Origin of the sequence: Formosa algae, from assembly GCF_001439665.1 — a bacterium.
Taxonomy (GTDB): domain Bacteria; phylum Bacteroidota; class Bacteroidia; order Flavobacteriales; family Flavobacteriaceae; genus Formosa; species Formosa algae.
In genome coordinates this window covers 42,918-61,385 of record NZ_LMAK01000007.1, presented here as the reverse complement: position 1 = coordinate 61,385, position 18,468 = coordinate 42,918, and the positions used below count along the sequence as shown (strand labels likewise).

Below are 18,468 nucleotides of genomic sequence, written 5' to 3'. Positions count from 1 at the left end.
ATTTTCGAAAGGCTTTTTTTGTGTCTATAAGTTCGTAATTTATAATTCTAATTTCACGCCTTGTTCCGGGAAAATTAAGTCTAAACCTAAACTGTTTTGTGCTTCTAGTTGCGTCTTAATTTTTATCATATTTTCAATAGGTGGCTTTTGGTGTGTAATTATGGTTTTAAATCCTGTTAATGCTTTTTCACCTGTCAGCTCTTGTAAAACTTTCATCTCTTTATAAAACCAATCTGTAGTTAGGTGTCCAAACAAAGCGGTATCTGCTTGTTCATTAGGGAAAGAAACTTCAATTAGCATGGCTCGTAATTTTTTAGATTTAATTAAAGGCGCAATAGCAGTCCATAATTGTTTTAAATCGTCACTGTTTTCAATAGTATCTGGACCTGTATCTCCTAAATAAAGAATGTAATCTTCATCGTGACGGATTAAAAAGGCAGTACTTTCAAAAGGATTTACATGACTCAAAGGAAACGCCGTCACCATCATATCTGTGTTGGATAAAGGGATTTCTTGCTTCAACTTTAAAGTCTGAAAATGATAACGTTTAATTTGATATCCTGGCCCTTCATCTCCAAAATTAGCCCAAGTTTCTCCATTAAAATAATGATTTTGCATCATGGTCATGCAGGCATTTGTTGCATATACTGTTTTTGATGCATCTGCAGGAGAATTAATAATAAGCCCAGACACATGATCTAAATGGGCATGGGAGATTAAATACCCTTTTATATATTGCTGTAAAACTTCGGTAGAAGATGCTTTAAAAACATTATTTTCAATAGCTTTTGTTATTCCTGCATTTATAGTGCCAGCATCTAAACATACAAAAGCATTGCTGTGTGTAGGGGCTACCAAATAAGCAGATAAGTTGGTTTCGTCTAAGCCTCCTTTAACTCCAAGCGGAACCAATTGAAAAGCAGATTTATCTTGCGCAAAAAGCGAAGTTGTAATTGTTAGTATACAAACTAAAAATATGACTGTATGTTTCATTCTTAAAAGTCTTTGTTTTAATCTTAATTCACAAATTTAAAAGCTTCTTCATTATAACAGCATGCTTTTACAGAGTATTTTATATTACAATGCTTAGAGACTTTAAGCAGTATGTGTTCTTGAGTAAATTCAATACATTATTAATAGTAAATAAGGTTTAAAATAGTAATTTATTACAATGGATACTCATTTTTATGGTTTTGACAAATTCGATTAAAACATGTTTATTCAAGTCTAATTGTAGTTAGTAAAAAAAAAGGATGTAACAAATAAGTTTTATATTTATTGAAAATTAATTAGTCCTAAAAAATTAATCATTGAATTTCCTCTTTAAATACATATTCTGTTTTGCAACCTTTTTTATGGTAATACAAATTCAAGCTCAAAAAGAATCTGCAAATTGGTATTTTGGAGAAACAGCAGCATTAGATTTTAATAGTGGAACACCAGTGTCTTTATCGGGAAGTGTATTGTTCACACACGAGGGAAGTGCCACGATTTCTGACGCTCAAGGAAATTTATTATTTTATACAGACGGTGTATCTATTTGGGATAAAAGAAACCGAGAAATGCCAAACGGAACAGGGTTGTTTGGTCATAAATCGAGTACCATGTCGGCTTTAATTATCCCTAAACCTGGTACTATTAATAGGTATTATGTGTTTACGATTGACGAGCCCGGAATATCTAATGACGATTTAGATGATGGTTTTATTAACGGTGTAAATTATACCGAAGTTGATATGACTTTAAATAGTGGTTATGGAGATGTGGTGTCTAAAAACAATCCGTTAATTACTTACGATGTTAATGATGCTACAGAGCTTGAATACAAGTCTACAGAAAAGATCACTGCAGTTACGCATGACGATGAAATTTCCATATGGGTTATAACTCAATTAGGCGATACATTTTACACCTTTTTAATAGATGAAATGGGTGTTAATGAAACACCAGTAACCTCTAAGGTTCCCACAGAAGTACCACCTAGAGTAACTTCAGATGGTATAAATCTATCTGCTATAGGGTATTTAAAGGTTTCTCCAAACGGAAAAAAAATAGCGATTGCTCATAGTTCTACAGCTTTAGGAAGCCCTAGAACGGGAACAAAAAATAGCGGAAAAATTTTCTTATACGATTTTGATAATATTAATGGTACTGTCACTAACGAGCGCTTACTAAAAAACGGGTTTTACCCTTATGGTTTAGAGTTTTCGCCTAATTCTAAATTACTGTATGCTACAGTTGGAAATTATGGGAGTGATGATGTCTTTATAGAAGGTTATTTATATCAATACGATTTGTTTAGTGACGATATTGCTGGGTCGGAAGTATTGATTAACAAATCAAATTATTATGCTGGAGCTTTACAATTGGCTATAGACGGACGTATTTATCGTGCGGGATATACAGGATTGTCTGGTTTAAATACCTTGTCTTATATTGGTAAACCTAATGTGCTGGGTACAGATAATGATTATCAGCATGCTAAAATAAAAATAGATCATGGGTTGGTAAAATTGGGATTACCACCGTTTGTGCAATCCATATTTAAATATAGGTTTAATTATACTTACGTCTGTTCTGGCTCTGGTTTCGAAACGACTTTTAGTATTTTACCTGATCCGTCAGAAGAAGATCCAGATTTTACCATGTTTTGGGATTTTGGAGATGGAACAACATCTACAACAAGTACCACTCATTTTTATGATGTGCCTGGCGATTATGATATTGTAATGGAATTAACTATTAATAACGAAGTTCAATCCTATAAGAAAACCATTAATATTGCGAGTCCGCCAACTTTAGATGGCGCGTATGAATTGATATCTTGCGATGCTTTTGATGCCGATGCTAATGATGGTTTAACCTTTTTCAATCTTCAGAATTTAAGTAGTGCAAATTCTATTTTTACTACAGATTTAGTACAGGTGTATTATTATGAAACATTAGCGGAAGCCAATGCCGATACGACTCATCTTAACGCTATAAATAGCTCGTTTTATAATACGGTAAAAGATCAAATTGTATATGCTAAAGTGTATGCCAATAACTCAGACTGCTACCAGATTGTACAAGTAAAGCTAACGACTAAAGATCCGATTGCGATTGGTAGTTTTACGCGTAATGCCTGTGCCATACAAACGCTAGGCATTGCTGATTTCGATTTGTCATCAGATTTTAAAAGTGAAATTCGAACGAAGTTAAATTTTCCAGACGATGTAGCCATTTCATTTTACGAGACTCGAGAATCTGCACAAAATGGAACAAATCCTATTGCATCGGTTTATGAATCTTCTGATACTACAATTTTCATAAAAGCTGAAAGTAGCGATGCATGTTATGATGTTGGAGAAGTCGCCCTAACGGTAAATGCTTTTCCTATTATAGACAATCGTGTTTACAATGTTTGTCCTTCAGAATTTCCTATTACCATAGATTCAGGTATTAAAGGAACTTTGTACGATAATGGTACGTATACTTATAGTTGGGATAGTTCGGTGACAGTAGTAGATGGGCAACAAAGTGTAAACGATCAATTAGAAGTGTATCAGGCTGGAGATTATTTTGTGACGATTTACGATGAGGTTTTAAATTGTGAAACCACCATACAAGTAAGTGTTATAGAATATCCTAGTCCAGATATTAATATGTTGGTTGTAGAAGATTATAAATTAACCGTGATTCTTAATAACCCGAGTACTGATTTTGAATTCGCAGTTGATTATTTAAATGGTTTTCAGAGCAGTAATGTTTTTACAAATTTAGAGGCAGGAGAACATGTTTTATATGCTAGAGATATTTTTAGATGTAATATTGTAGAGCAAACCTTTTATGTTTTTGGTCTGCCTCAGTTTTTTACACCTAACGGAGATGGTATAAACGATACGTGGAATGTTTTGGGTATAGAGCCTTCAAAATTCACATCTCCTATCAATGTTTATATTTTTGATAGATATGGTAAAGTACTTGCTGTTTTTAATCCTCTAGAATCCAATGGCTGGGATGGTACACGTAAAGGCGTAGAACTTGCTACAGACGATTATTGGTACCGTTTTGCTTTACCAGACGGAAGAAAATATTCTGGTCATTTTACACTAAAAAGATAATTGCTTTATTTCGGGCTAATTATTTAAACGTTACGCTTTCTTAGGTTTCAACTTTTTAAATACATTAATTAGAAGAAGCACAGCAAATCCAATTACAGTTCCTGAAATTAATTCTGCTAACATACTTGGTAATGCATGAAATAAGTCGTGTAAATAAGGAATATTATGTATAAAAATACCTCCTGAAACTAATAATAAAGCGATGGTTCCTATAAAGCCAAGACTTTTAATAACCCATGGTAAAGCGTTCACTAAAACCTTTCCTATTTTATCTGAGAAGCTATCGTCTTGTTCGTTTAAATTAATCAGTTTTAAACCAAAATCGTCCATACGTACAATAAGTGCAACTATACCGTACACACCAACAGTGGCAATTAAGGCCACGACAGAGACCACAATAATTTGGGTCATTAAAGGGTGTTCGACAACCGTACCTAAAGCAATGATTACAATTTCAACAGAAAGAATAAAATCGGTAACAATAGCGGCTTTAATTTTTTCTTTTTCAAGTTCAAGAATATCTGCTTCTGTTTTTACTTCAACAGTAGCTTCTACATGGTGTTCGTGAGGGAAAAAATATTCATAAATTTTTTCAGCACCTTCATAAGCCAGATAAAATCCACCGAGAGTTAAAATAATGGGAATAGATATGGGTAAAAACGCACTCAATATAAAAGCAAAGGGCAGGATGATGGCCTTGTTTTTAAGAGAGCCTTTAGTAATGGCCCACAATACGGGGATTTCTCTAGAAGATACAAACCCGGATGCTTTTTCGGCGTTAACAGCTAAATCGTCACCTAAAATACCAGCTGTTTTTTTAGTTGCTAATTTTCCCATAGTTGCAACGTCGTCCATAAGTGCAGCGATATCGTCTAATAATGCAAAAAAACCTGAAGCCATTGAAATGTGTTTTTATATTGGTTATAACGTTTTTAAACCGCCATCAATTAAAGTTAACGATAAAAACAAATGCTAAAATAATATGTTTATGGGTTACAGTTGGTCTCATTTCAAAATAAAAATAATTATTTTGAAATATCTTCATCTTTTAGAGTTTCAATCAAAGCTTTCAATGTAAAACAAGAACTATTTATTATTAATTTATTTGAGTTTTTAGACTTTTATAATGAATTACTATGGTGTTAACGTTAATATACTTCGGAATTAATTAGTTATAGAACTAAAAGTTTTGGGTTTGATTAAAAATAATTACATTTAAATATTATACAATAATTAAAAATTATGACATTTAAGCATATTGAAGAATCTCAAATAACCATGACGCAATTAATGTTACCGTCGCATTCTAATTTTAGAGGTAACATTCATGGTGGATTTATTTTAAATTTAATGGATCAAATCGCTTTTGCCTGCGCGTCTAAACATTCAGGGCATTATTCGGTAACAGCATCTGTAAATAAGGTAGATTTTTTAAATGCTATCGCTGTAGGCGAACTAGTAACCTTAAAAGCATCTATTAATTATACGGGAAGAACCTCTATGGTGGTTGGTTTACGCGTAGAGTCTGAAGATATACATACTGGTATTATAAAACATTGTAACTCGTCTTACTTTACTATGGTTGCAAAAGATAAAGAATATAATAGTGTAGAAGTTCCGGGATTAATTTTAGAAACAGAAGACAGTATTAGACGATTTGCTAGAAGTATTAAACGACAAAAGCAAGCACGAAAACGTAGTGAGAATTTTAGTCCAGAAGATTTTAAAATTGATGAATACATTGAAGAAGTAAAATCTCATAATGTTAGAATAGAACTGTAAATACACAGTACAATAAATACCAAAGCAGACCACTCAAATTGAGTGGTCTGCTTTTTTTATGTCCACTTTTTTTGAATTTAATAGACCTAAATAAACACGATTAATGTTGCTGTTTTAACTGTGTAATGCATTATTGTGTAAAAAGTGTGTAATTTTTTTACGGTTGTGTTACATTTTACACACCTATAAGATAGACGATTAAAATCAGGATATATTGTTTTTAATTTAAAACCATGATGTTTAGTGCATTGGTTAAATTTTGTTTGATACGTTTTAGTCTTGGCATGTTTATTTCTTATTAATTGTCAAGTCACTTTAATTACAAGGTCATGAAAAATATAGCATTAGCGTCGGCATTAACATTAGGAAGCGGTCTTTCAAATTTTACAACATCTTTTCAAACCATGTTTTTTCATGATGGTATTATGGACATCGTGTTTCAGGAAGATTTTACGCCTTTAGAATTAAACCGTTTACCTGTAGCTGTTTTAGAAGCAGTAGATAAAACGTATGGAGAAGAAAATATTGTAAACGTGTTTTACAATGAATTAAAGGAGTATAAAATTGAATTTCGATTAGATCGCGAACTTCAAACGGTATACACAGATGAAAATGGACATTGGATTACCAAGTAATTGTGCTCTTTAAGTTATTTAAAATAACAGCATTGCTAAAGTGATAAGTAAGACAAGTAATATAAGTTGAAGGTAGCAAGAAGAGAGTAGAACCTAATGCTTATAATATTAGTTAAATAATTTTAAACATAAAAAAATAAGGTTTGTATCCTATCAATTGGAGAGCAGCCAAATCATATTAGAGTAACCAGACAATAAACATTTAAATTAAAAAAATCATGAGAAATTTATTATTAACATCAGTATTTATGGGGATCATATTTAGTAGTATATCTTTTTATGCAGCATCTCCTATTAAAGTAACTATGCAAGATGGTGTATTTGTATTACAAGATGATTTTAAAGAAATAGAAATGGCAACACTTCCAAGTGCCGTAAAAGAATCTGTATCCAAATATTTTCCAGAAGCACAAATTTCTAAAGCTTATGTAAATGAAGCTAAAGAATATAAATTAAACTTAGTAAAAGAAGGTTTATCGACTACAGTATATGCAAACGCTATGGGACAATGGATTTCTAAATAGTTAAAACCAATTAACCATTATTTTGAACTATATATTAGCCATTAATCCCAAGCATGAAATTATTAAAAACACTATTCTAACTTTAATGTTAGTCATGGGTAGCTTGTTCATTTTTAAAATGACCAGCAAGTTGGAGAGTAGCGAAAAACATTTCGTAAAAGCCATTCAAGATGAGCATAAAGATATAGATGTTGCTGTATTACCAACAGCAGTAACACAAGCTGTAAAAAAAGATTTTAAAGCAGCCACAATATCTAAAGCTTATGTAACTTATGATGAAGATTATAAGTTAGAATTAAATGTGAATTCAAGTATTAAAACTGTTTATATTACAGCAATAGGTATTTGGATAAGTAAATAATTTCAAAATCATATCCATAAAAGAGGACGTTTTATTTTAACGCCCTCTTTTTTTGATTAATTTTATAGCTTAATCCCTCAAGCCCTAATATGAAGTCTATACTTTTAATAGAAGATGATGTTGCTTTTTCTAGTATGCTTAAGCGTTTTTTAGAAAAACACAACTACAATGTATCTATAAGCTACGGCTTTGAAGATGCTAAAGCTATTATTTTAAAAGAAGATTTTGATTTAATCTTTACAGACTTAAGATTACCAGATGGCGATGGATTAACCCTTTTAGAAATAGTAAAAAAGCATAAAGAAAAAACGCCTGTAATTTTAATGACAGGTTATGCCGAAGTCTCTACTGCTGTAAAAGCCATGAAACAGGGCGCTATAGATTACATTTCTAAACCCTTTAATCAAGACGAAGTATTACATGTTATAAATAATGCTTTGAATTCTGCGCCGGTAGTTAAGGCTCCAGCCAAAAAAGTAGAAAGTAAAGTTACAGATCCAAATGCCGATTTTGTAACAGGAATTAGTTCATCTTCTAAAAAATTAAACGAATATATACATTTAGTTGGTCCAACAGATATGTCTGTTTTAATTACAGGAGAAAGTGGGACAGGAAAAGAAGTGGTAGCAAAATCTATTCATAAATTAAGTTTAAGAAAAAATAAACCTTTTGTTGCAGTAGATTGTGGAGCTATTCCAAAAGAAATTGCTGCTAGTGAATTTTTTGGTCATAAAAAAGGATCGTTTACAGGGGCTATAAATGATAAAAAAGGACATTTTGAATCGGCAAATCACGGGACTTTATTTCTGGATGAAGTTGGAAATTTATCTTACGAAAATCAGATTCAATTGCTTCGTGCACTTCAAGAGCGTCGTATAAAACCTATAGGAAGTAGTGATGAAATTGAAGTAGATATTAGATTAATTACTGCTACAAATGAAGATTTAATGAAGGCGGTAGACAATGGAGATTTCCGTGAAGATCTATATCATAGACTGAACGAGTTTACCATTAAAATTCCAAACTTACATGAGCGTAAAGACGACCTTATTATTTTTGCAGATTATTTTTTAAGTAAAGCCAATGAAAAATTAAATAAGAATGTTATCGGGTTTTCAGACGATGTTTTAAAGGTTTTTCATAATTATACATGGCCAGGAAACTTAAGAGAATTTGGAAATGTAATAAAACGCGCGACACTTTTAACGTCAGGCGATTTTATTCAAATAAATGTATTGCCAGCCGAATTGACACAAGGCGCAGTAACTGCGGAACGTCCGACTTCAACTAAAAGTTTTTCAACTAAAGACAACGAAAAAGATCTTATTATTCGTGCTTTAGAACAAGCCAATAATAATAAAACTCAGGCTGCTAAATTGTTAAACGTTACACGAAAAACACTGTATAACAAAATTAAAGAATACAATATTAGTCTATAAACTGTTCCATTTCTACAATGGTTAATTGGGTTTGTGTTACTAGTGTGTTGTAAGTAGTCTCTAAGTGTTCATGTTCTATATCTTTCAAGGTATCAAAATACGTTAAAAGCGGAATCACTTTTTTTATTTCTAATTGTTTAAACATGGTCAGCATTTTATGACTGGTTGCATGTATAATCTCTAGATCTTTAGTAAGAACCCCAGTTTCTAAGGTTTTCAAGTTGGTTTCTGTTTCTTCTATAAATAAGTGTAACGTGTCTTTTAAAGATTCGATATCGTTATTTAAAAAAGAGCTAATAGGTGTTAAATTAAAATGTTCGAAGTTTGGAATGTCCGATGTTTTAGAAGATACATTCGATTTTAAATTGGCACTAGGTAACCATTTGTTTACTGTTTGTATTAAATCGTCTGCTCCAAAAGGCTTGAAAATAATATCGGCAAATCCACTTTCTTTATACACATTGCCTTTTAAATCTTTTCGTCCTGTAGAGGCAATAATAGGCTGATTGTTATAAAAATCTGATGCTTTTAAAGTTTCCATAAAATGAAATCCATTCATTTTAGGTAATTGAATATCAGTAATTACTAAATCAAAATGTCTATTCTTCATGGCTTTGAGTGCTTTTTTAGCAGTTTCAAAAGCTGTAACATTTAAATTCTGATCCTGAAGTATATCTGTTAATAATTGTCTTAAAGACGCGTCGTCGTCTATTACAAATACCTCTATATTGGTGGCTGTAATTTGTTTTTGAGGTTTTAATTTAGCAACGGGTTTTACACTGTAAACCACCGGAAGAATTAATGTAAAGGTGCTTCCTTGTTGTGCTTCACTTATAAAGGATAATTCGCCTCCAAGTAAATTAGAAAGCTTTTTAGAAATGGTTAAACCTAATCCAAAACCATCATATTTTTTTTCGTTTTCACCTTCAATTTGCGTAAACTCTTCAAATATTATTGATTGTTTTTCAATCGGAATCCCAATACCAGTATCGGTTACTCGTATTTGAAGCATAGGTTTTCTCTCTAGGTTTTTAAACGTTTTCGTTTCAATAGTGATTTTTCCAGACTCCGTAAATTTGTAAGCATTACCAACCAAATTATACAAGATTTGTCTGATTCTAAATGGATCTCCGAGTATAGATTTTTCGGTATTAACATTGTGTTTTATCTCTAGTTTGATGTCTTTATCTGCATACACAGATTTTACACTAGTTACCACTTCATCTATAATAGGATTTAAAACAAAGGGAATGTTTTCTATGGTGATTTTGCCGCGTTCTAATTTTGAAAATTCTAATAAATCATCTACCAAATTTTTCATGTATTTTGAAGCCTTCGAAATACGATCGATATAGTGCTTAGATTTTGTATCAGGAGTCATCTTCGCCAATAAATCACTGTATCCTGTTACGGTACTTAAAGGTGTTCTTAAATCGTGACTCACCATACTAATTAACTGTTCGCGACTTTGAAGTAGGGAAGAGGTAAAGGCATTTGCTTTTTCTAGTTCTTTTCTGTATTTCTGACTTTTCCAGAAGTCGTTTAGAATTATAAACGAAAATAAAATAATTAAAAGTGTACCTATTATGGTAGAAAAACTTAAAATTCGAGTACTTCTATTTAACGCCGCATCACGTTCTTCGTTTATTTTTTTAGAATAGTCTATAATTTCATGTTCCAAGTTAAACAGAAGTTTTCTTAAACTTTGAGACACATTTAAATCACTTTTTAAAATGGAAATTTCTTTATTAGATAGATTGTTTTTTTGGGTTAACGCATCTTGTTTTACCTGTTTTAGCATTTCTCGAGCGGCAATAACAATAGAATCTAGGCGTTTTTCGCTTTTATTTTCATCTTGTTCCTTCGGACGGTATTTATTTAAAATAGAGATGTATTCTTCAATAGAGCGTCTATATTCTGGAGTTAAAGCATTGGGATCTTCGGCAAAATCGGCAATAGTTAGACGGCCTACAGAACTCTCAATAGTATTAATTTTCTTTAGCGCAGTTTCAATAGATTTTTCAGAAATATCATCTTCTTTAATGCGTTTTAAAGCTTTAATATTTTCAAATTTAACTGCAATAAGTTGTTTAACACTGTCTAATAATTGAGCCTGATGTGTATGTTCAAGCGTTATTTTTAAACTATCAATATCGTTATTTAGAGTTTCGTTCTTTACAACATATAAATCAAATTGTTCTTGAGATCCGCTTTGTATTGCAGCTCTTGCAAAACTTTCATTTTCATAAATATCGGCAATTAAATTCCCTACAGTTATAACCTTATTCCTGTCGTTAACATCGTCTTGTTTTAAATTCAAGAAGTTTTTTATTTCCGAAAACACTAAAAAGGTTGTAGTTACTGCAACAACTGCTAAAATAATATAGCCAATAATGACTTTTAAGGTTATTTTTCTGCTCGAATTTTCCATAAAGTAAAATTAGTAAAATGTAAGCGATATAAAGTATACTATTTTTTATATCGTAAAATTACGGTATCAAAATACCCACTTTTAGGTATTTCACACTCTAAGTAAACGTCATAATTTTAAAATAAAAAGTTATGAGAAATTTTACCTGTATTATATTGTTACTTATTTCTGGTATTAGTGCGCAAGCATTTTCAATACTTTCGGAAGACTCAAATGTGAATTTAGAAACAGATGTATTGCCAGCAGTACCCGATGAAGAAAAACAAGCTTTAATAGATTTATATAACGCCACAGGTGGTGCGAATTGGATTAATAATACCAATTGGTTAAGTGATGCGCCAGTTTCTGAATGGTATGGGATAGCTGTAGAAGATGAGCACGTGGTTGGTGTTAGATTGAATTCGAACAACTTAGTAGGGACTTTGCCAGAATCTATCAATGAATTAGATAGAGTAACTTACTTTTATGCCGGTTCTAATATGCTTTCAGGTGTTTTATTAGATATGAGTGCGCTTACCTCATTAGTGGATTTGTATTTATCTTATAACAATTACAGTTTTGTAGACTTAGTGCCCAATTATGAAAGTCTTTCTGAGATTTCTAGACTTCAATTATCACCCCAAAAATCTACAGGTGCAGATGAGTTGATAGAAGGTGTTATGGGTGAAACCTATACCTTTAAAGCTTCTGAAGTTGATGGTGAACAAGTAGATTACCAATGGTATATATTAAAAAAGGGATTTTCTTATGAAAATACGAATGAAATTATTCCAAATGAAACATCAACTGAGTTAATCCTCTCTAATATTACAGAGGATGATTTAGATACTTATATTTGTGTGGCAACTAGTGAAAGTATACCTGGTTTTGAAATTTGGAGCCCAACTTTTGAATTGACAGGATCAGTTTCCGAAACAGAAAAATTAGCTTTAATTGCACTTTATAACGCTACTAATGGTGATGATTGGATAAATAATACCAATTGGTTAACAGAAGAACCCATAAGGAATTGGTATGGAGTTAAAGTATCGGGTAATAAGGTGGTTGAAGTAGACTTATCTTTTAACAATTTAACAGGTTCGCTACCTTCAGAAATAGGAGATTTAGAGTATTTAGAGTTTCTTAGTTTTTGGAGTAATGCAATTGAAGGAACATTACCAACCGAAATCGGCAATCTTACAGAACTTAGAGTGGTCAGTTTTGAAGAAAATAATTTTGCAGGAGAAATCCCTGAAAGCTTTGAAAATTTAACAAAATTAAATGGGTTTTGGTTGTATGGTAATCAATTAACAGGTAATGTTCCTGAATATTTTCGTAACCTAGAAAATCTTATTTATCTAGATTTTGCGCAAAATAGTTTTTATGGAAAACTTCCAGACTTTTCTACTTTACCAAAACTTTTATATTTAAATATTTCTAATAATTTCTTTTTAGCAAGTGATTTTGCAGATCAATTTGAGTATTATTTAACCTTAGAAAGGAGTTGGAATACATCTTATTACTATTCGCCTCAACGTACACGAACAGAGCCTGTATATAAAGAAATTTTAATTGGTAGTGATGTTACCTTAAGTGTGCCAGGTACAGAAAGTTCAAGACGTGCAGAAACTTATCAATGGTTTAAAGATGGTGTATCTATTGCTGGAGCTGTGAATAATACATATATAATCTCTAATGCTCAATACAGTGACAGCGGAGATTATAGTTACGAATTATATGATACAGAAATTGAAAATTATGTTTTAGAAGGAGAAATAACCACTGTAGAAGTTAAGGAAACTTTAGGTGTTGAAGAATTTCTAGATCAGTCTATTTCATTTTATCCAAACCCGGTTAGTTCTAACATATTGAAAATTCAGAATAATTCTAGTGCTCAAATCACTCATATTAATTTTTATAACCTTTTAGGTAAATCCATAAAACAAGTTAATAAACCAGAGGCAAGTATAAACCTTACGGGTTTATCTGCCGGGATATACATCATAAAAGTGAAAACAGATCAGGGAGAAATCTCCAAGAAATTGATGAAATTATAGTTGTATATAATACTATAGTAATAAATACATAATAATTATGTTAAAATTTAAAAATAAATATATTGATAATCAGTAAGTTATAAAAATACTTTCAAAAGTACGTGAAAACCGTAACTCTATTAAATAGGTATGGTTTATATTTGTAAAAGCTATTAGTTAATTAGGGGGTATTACTAAGCGGTAATACAAATTAGGCACACGGTTTTTACTGTGTGTCTTTTTTTTTAAGTTGTTTTTAATATTAGCTTTGTGTATGATTTATAAAAAAATAATTTTATCTATTATCATAGTGTCTAGCTCTATACTGGTATTGGCTATTTATTATTTTAGAATAGATTTAAGTATTTTATACCATAGATTAAATCAAGAATCTACGACAGCACACATTAAAAATGAATCTATTTTTAAAAGGTATCCAAGGTTTTTATACGGTATAGACTTATCTCATTATCAAGGTAAAATAGATTGGAAAACGGTGAACTATATTAACGATAGTATTCCTATTGCATTTATTATTGTTAGAGCCACTATGGGGATTGATGGATTAGATAGTGAATATATTTCGCGCTGGGAAACCATTAAAAGTAAAGGGATTATACGTGGTGCTTATCATTATTACAGACCTAACCAGCATTCCTTAAGTCAGGCAAAACAATTTAAAAATCGGGTTAAACTTAGGCCTGGAGATTTACCACCAATTTTAGATATTGAAAATTTATCGACCATACAGACGGTCGAGAATTTAAAATTGGGTATTAAAAAATGGTTGGATGATATCGAGTTTCATTATGGCGTAACCCCTATAATTTATACCGGAGATCATTTTTATCGCAAGCATTTAAATACACAAGAATTTGATAAATATCCCATCTGGATTGCTAATTATGGAAATTATTATGAACCTTTTACAAAACCTTGGAATATCTGGCAATTTACAGAGCAAGGACAAATTGAAGGCGTAGAAGGCTTTATCGATTTAAATGTTTATAATGGGACGTATCCAGATTTAAAATCGTTTTTAATACAATAAATGCTAACCTTCAAATTCAGATTTAATGTTTTCGTAAGTAATCTCACTAAAATCTGAAATCACTTTATTTGCTAATTCATAACTCTGATTTTTAGAATGCGGACTTTTATAAGCAACACAATAAATACCCGCTGCATGAGATGCTTTTAGTCCACTTGTAGAATCTTCAATAACCATACATTCAGAAGGGTGATATCCCGCAATTTCTGCTGCGCGCTCAAATATTTCAGGATGTGGTTTAGAAGCTTCCAAATCTGCACCAGAAATACGTCCTTTAAAGTATTGATCTAAATCAAAACGCGTAAATACATCGTGAATTGTGATTTGTGAAGCAGAAGATGCCAAAACTAATGTGATACCATTGTTGTAATAGTTTTTTATTAAATCTAAAACTCCAGGTAAAAGGTCTAAATCTGGATCTGCTTTAAACAGTTTCTGAAAGGCTTTACGTTTAAGTTGTACCAATTCTTTAGGATCGTTTTCTAATCCAAAATGGTCACAGATACCAGTACATGTACTAATGGTAGATCGGCCAGTATAACGCTGATAATGCTCTAAAGGGACTTCAATATTTACAGCTTTAAACATATCGTAATACGCTTTATAGTGTAACGGTTCTGTGTTTACTATAACACCATCCATATCGAATAAAACTGCCTTTAACATATCTTTTTTTTGCTAAGATATAAAAGCATTTTAGCATAGGTGATAAGAAATCATTAAAATTAATTTGAATTAATTATTAGTAAATTAGAATGTACAGTTTTTTAATATTGTAATTTTGAATAGAAATTTTGATTGTATGGCTAAGACAGGAAGAGAAAAGAATACAAAGAATAAAGCAAAACATTCCAAATTAATGGATCGTAAAAAGAATAAAGCCCGTTCAGAGAAAATCTTACGAAAGGAACGATTACAGGCTATTGTCAAGAAATCTCAAGAAAACCAAGATAATTCCTAAAGTAAATGAAATGTCCCTGTTGTAGTGGTAAGTCTTATGAGGCCTGTTGTGAACTTGCACATCTTGATATATTGCAAGTACAAACGGCTGAAGCTTTAATGCGATCTAGATATTCTGCATTTGTTCTTGCTAACGGTGATTATTTAATGAAAAGTCATCATAAAAGTACACGTCCAACTAAAGAGAAAAAAGCGATTGTAAAATGGGCTAAATCTGTAGATTGGATTAGGTTAAATATTTTAAATACAACTAAAAGTTTAGCAAACGATACAGAGGGAACCGTAGAGTTTAAAGCGATGTTTCAAGAGCGAGGCGAATTACAAATGATACATGAAAATTCGCGCTTTATTAAAGACAATGGATGTTGGTATTATATTGATGCACTATAATTTTATCTTTATTTTAAAATTGCATAACCAAAATTTACAGAAAAATCTACACACCATACCACAATGTGATTATAGGTGTTTAAATCGATATCTGTAGGCAATGTATAAGCATAATCGCCATCTAAACCTTTTAACACACCTAAAGAGACATAATCTTGTACATCTAAACCGGTTGTTAAATATAACTCTAAAAGCGGACCGTCATCAGATTTAAAATCGGTCAGGTTTAATACGGTTTGATCTGTGTTTACTGTAGCCGTTCCGGAAGTAGGATGTGCAAAATCTATAAAAATTCCATTTGGAGCAGCATCTTCAGTTTCAATAATATCTTCTTGAATAATTTCAGTGCTATCATCGTTAGACGAACAACTTCCTAAAACAAAGGTGCAAAGTAGTAGAATTAAAAAATTAAATTTCATATTGGGTTTTTGGTTTCAAAATCAGTCGTTTAAAGATTTATTAGTTTACATGAAATTTTTAAGTTTGTATTATAGCTTAGCGCAAATGAGTACAATTTTATGTGCATTTAAATCTGTTGTAAAAAACAAATAAATATCTCCGCCGTCTTTAATTTTTAATTTTTTACGAAGCTGAGAAACAGATTCAGAAAAGTTTCTGGTCGTAATATTAGCCTTGTCTATGCGTTCTTTTTGTATGGCTTTTTTATTAAACGGTATTACTTTTTCAATTTTAAAAACACGACCTGGAAATGCGATATAATTGTCTGATGTATATAAATGAGAGTGTTTTTGAAGCTTAAAGAGCTCTAATTGATTTGCAATAGAATTGAATGCTCCTGCTTTTAAAATGGCCGAATTTGGTTCGTATACATAGGTTAAGGGTTCACTGTATACTGTATATAAAGCCCCTTCTGCAGCCATAGGGAAATTAAAGGTTTCAATTTTAGATTTTGTAATATTTGCAGTGTGTATTGTAAAGGAGTCTGTAGCGTTTTTATTTAAAACCCATAACAATTCTTTTACATCGTTATTAAGTGCAATAACATGCAAGGCACTCACGTATTTTAACTCATCAATTCCAATTGCAATATCGAGTAGAGGAGACGTTTTAACTAAAATGTTATTGGCATGTTTAAAGAGTAACTCTAAATGTTCAGGAACATTTGGTAGACAATCGTTTAAAAAAAAGACTTTCCCTTTACTATCGTGTCTGCGTGAAGGATCTACATAAATCCAATCGAATACTTGTGGGGTTTGCTTTAAATATGAAATACCATCTTCATTAATGGTTTCAATATTATCAATTTGTAACTGCTTATAATTATGGGTTACTATTTCACTTAAATCACTATTAATCTCACAATGCGTAACCTGTTTAAAGTGTTTTGAAAAGGCATAGCAATCGACACCAAATCCTCCGGTAATATCAATTAGAGTTTCTCCAGAAATTAAAGACGCTTTGTAGTGTGCTGTCTGTTCTGAAGAGGTTTGTTCAATATTTAATTTGTTGGGATAGTAAATGTTTGGTGTATTGTACCATGTTTTTAACTTTGTTTCACACTTCTTTTTAGCTTCAATTTGCTCTACTATAGCTCGGGTTTCAACACCTTTAAAAGCAGTCCCTTTTAAAAGAATAGCGGTTGTGTTGGAATTCAGGTTATCCGTTATAAATTTTTGAATTTCAGTATTTAGTATAAGTGTGTTTAACAAGAAACTAGAGGTCTTTGGTTAAGTGTTTTACAATTTTATTTTCTGAGAGGAATTCTTTCAGAATAACTTTTAAAGCGGTGTAAGCAGGAACGGCGATAACCATACCAATAATTCCAAAAAGGATTCCAGTAATAATAATGACTAAAAATATTTCTAACGGATGTGATTTTACACTTCTGGAGAAGATAATAGGCTGACTGAAAAAATTATCAATTAATTGTGCAAAACAGAACCCTATTAAGACATAAATAGTTGTTGGTAAAGTCTCGTTAAAATCGTTATGCATATTGCTAGAGAGCGTAAGTACAATCATTAATACCGCACTAATTAATGGCCCTATATATGGGATTAAATTTAAAAGTGCACATAGAAAAGCAATCACTATTGAATTTTTAATTCCGAATACAGATAACACAATGGCGTAAATAACAAATAAGATTAATATCTGAATTAGTAAACCAAGGAAATATCTTGAAAGCAAATGTTTAATGGTGTAAATAGACTTTTTAACGCGATGTTTTTTAGTTTCAGGAATCACTATCATGAAACTATTTTCAAGTAATCTTCTGTCTTTTAAGAAGAAAAAAGAGATAAACAGTACCGAGAAAAATGCAATACTAAAAGTTCCAAATCCACTTAATATCGAGTTTAAAAAATCTGGAATTGCAGAATAATTTATTTTAGATAATAAATGGTAATCTTGTAAAGAGCTTTCTAAATAAATGTGTCTACTTTCTAAATAGCGAGCCACATCTACATATACATTATTTAAATTACCTTGAAGCTTTTCTATATTTAAAAGAGACAGATTATGTCCCTGTTCTATAACTAAAGGAATAAATAGTAAAATTAAGCCGAATAGCGATCCTACAATTAACAACATGGCTAAAACAACAGAGAGCGAATCGTTTAATTTAAACCGATTTCTAAATAACTGAACAAGCGGAGAGCCCGTTAATGAAATTACAGCCGAAATCACGATATATACAATTACAGACTGTATTTGATATAAAAAGTATAGAAAAAGTGCTATAAATACTAACGTAAATATTGCTCTTAAAATGCCGTTTGCTAGAGTTTTAGAATTCATGAAACAAATATATACAA

The 18,468-nt window shown here is 31.4% G+C and carries 17 protein-coding genes; 10 read left to right on the top strand and 7 right to left on the bottom strand.

Going from position 1 to position 18,468, the window contains the following annotated elements; translation table 11 throughout:
* Positions 1-39: 39 nt before the first annotated feature.
* Positions 40-993: an MBL fold metallo-hydrolase gene (locus tag AST99_RS02320; protein ID WP_057778718.1), complete on the bottom strand. Its 954-nt coding sequence runs from the start codon at positions 991-993 to the stop codon at positions 40-42.
* A 362-nt stretch (positions 994-1,355) separates the two neighbouring features.
* Between AST99_RS02320 and AST99_RS02315 the strand changes: the two genes are divergently transcribed.
* Complete coding sequence (locus tag AST99_RS02315; RefSeq protein WP_057778717.1) at positions 1,356-4,103, top strand: T9SS type B sorting domain-containing protein; 2,748 nt, start codon at positions 1,356-1,358, stop codon at positions 4,101-4,103.
* A gap of 30 nt (positions 4,104-4,133) precedes the next feature.
* Here AST99_RS02315 and AST99_RS02310 read toward each other — a convergent pair whose 3' ends face one another.
* Positions 4,134-5,003 (bottom strand): DUF808 domain-containing protein, encoded by an 870-nt coding sequence (locus AST99_RS02310; RefSeq protein WP_057778715.1) that lies wholly within the window; start codon positions 5,001-5,003, stop codon positions 4,134-4,136.
* A 342-nt stretch (positions 5,004-5,345) separates the two neighbouring features.
* On the opposite strand from AST99_RS02310, the gene AST99_RS02305 reads away from it, so the two are divergent.
* From AST99_RS02305 to AST99_RS02285, 5 genes are all read left to right on the top strand, one after another.
* Positions 5,346-5,885 (top strand): acyl-CoA thioesterase, encoded by a 540-nt coding sequence (locus AST99_RS02305; protein ID WP_057778713.1) that lies wholly within the window; start codon positions 5,346-5,348, stop codon positions 5,883-5,885.
* Between the two features lie 329 nt (positions 5,886-6,214).
* Complete coding sequence (locus AST99_RS02300) at positions 6,215-6,520, top strand: hypothetical protein (protein WP_057778711.1); 306 nt, start codon at positions 6,215-6,217, stop codon at positions 6,518-6,520.
* A gap of 218 nt (positions 6,521-6,738) precedes the next feature.
* A complete protein-coding gene (locus AST99_RS02295) occupies positions 6,739-7,044 on the top strand; it encodes a hypothetical protein (RefSeq protein WP_057778709.1) in 306 nt (101 codons plus the stop codon).
* Between the two features lie 22 nt (positions 7,045-7,066).
* Positions 7,067-7,405: a hypothetical protein gene (locus tag AST99_RS02290; RefSeq protein WP_146035181.1), complete on the top strand. Its 339-nt coding sequence runs from the start codon at positions 7,067-7,069 to the stop codon at positions 7,403-7,405.
* An 89-nt stretch (positions 7,406-7,494) separates the two neighbouring features.
* Positions 7,495-8,844: a sigma-54-dependent transcriptional regulator gene (locus tag AST99_RS02285; RefSeq protein ID WP_057778705.1), complete on the top strand. Its 1,350-nt coding sequence runs from the start codon at positions 7,495-7,497 to the stop codon at positions 8,842-8,844.
* On the opposite strand, the gene AST99_RS02280 is transcribed toward AST99_RS02285, so the two are convergent.
* On the bottom strand, positions 8,834-11,275 hold the full coding sequence (locus AST99_RS02280) for an ATP-binding response regulator (protein ID WP_057778703.1): 2,442 nt from the start codon (positions 11,273-11,275) through the stop codon (positions 8,834-8,836). The two genes, AST99_RS02285 and AST99_RS02280, sit on opposite strands and share 11 nt — an antisense overlap.
* 131 nt (positions 11,276-11,406) lie before the next feature.
* Between AST99_RS02280 and AST99_RS02275 the strand changes: the two genes are divergently transcribed.
* Positions 11,407-13,311, top strand: coding sequence for a T9SS type A sorting domain-containing protein (locus tag AST99_RS02275; RefSeq protein ID WP_057778701.1), 1,905 nt, complete (start codon positions 11,407-11,409; stop codon positions 13,309-13,311).
* 253 nt (positions 13,312-13,564) lie between these two features.
* The gene (locus AST99_RS02270; RefSeq protein WP_083495569.1) at positions 13,565-14,341 is read left to right on the top strand and encodes a GH25 family lysozyme; all 777 of its coding nucleotides are present in this window, start codon (positions 13,565-13,567) and stop codon (positions 14,339-14,341) included.
* A 3-nt stretch (positions 14,342-14,344) separates the two neighbouring features.
* Here AST99_RS02270 and AST99_RS02265 read toward each other — a convergent pair whose 3' ends face one another.
* The gene (locus tag AST99_RS02265; RefSeq protein ID WP_057778699.1) at positions 14,345-15,007 is read right to left on the bottom strand and encodes an HAD family hydrolase; all 663 of its coding nucleotides are present in this window, start codon (positions 15,005-15,007) and stop codon (positions 14,345-14,347) included.
* 136 nt (positions 15,008-15,143) lie between these two features.
* Between AST99_RS02265 and AST99_RS18675 the strand changes: the two genes are divergently transcribed.
* Both AST99_RS18675 and AST99_RS02260 read left to right on the top strand, forming a co-directional pair.
* A complete protein-coding gene (locus AST99_RS18675; protein WP_172441721.1) occupies positions 15,144-15,302 on the top strand; it encodes a hypothetical protein in 159 nt (52 codons plus the stop codon).
* A 5-nt stretch (positions 15,303-15,307) separates the two neighbouring features.
* Positions 15,308-15,691, top strand: coding sequence for a YchJ family protein (locus AST99_RS02260; RefSeq protein WP_057778698.1), 384 nt, complete (start codon positions 15,308-15,310; stop codon positions 15,689-15,691).
* Positions 15,692-15,699: 8 nt separating this feature from the next.
* Here AST99_RS02260 and AST99_RS02255 read toward each other — a convergent pair whose 3' ends face one another.
* The 3 genes from AST99_RS02255 to AST99_RS02245 all read right to left on the bottom strand — a co-directional run bounded on the left by AST99_RS02255 (position 15,700) and on the right by AST99_RS02245 (position 18,451).
* Complete coding sequence (locus AST99_RS02255; RefSeq protein ID WP_057778696.1) at positions 15,700-16,110, bottom strand: DM13 domain-containing protein; 411 nt, start codon at positions 16,108-16,110, stop codon at positions 15,700-15,702.
* 69 nt (positions 16,111-16,179) lie between these two features.
* Entirely contained in the window at positions 16,180-17,361 is a 1,182-nt protein-coding gene (locus AST99_RS02250; RefSeq protein WP_057778694.1) for a THUMP-like domain-containing protein, read from the bottom strand.
* 4 nt (positions 17,362-17,365) lie between these two features.
* Complete coding sequence (locus tag AST99_RS02245) at positions 17,366-18,451, bottom strand: AI-2E family transporter (protein ID WP_057778692.1); 1,086 nt, start codon at positions 18,449-18,451, stop codon at positions 17,366-17,368.
* Positions 18,452-18,468 lie beyond the last annotated feature (17 nt).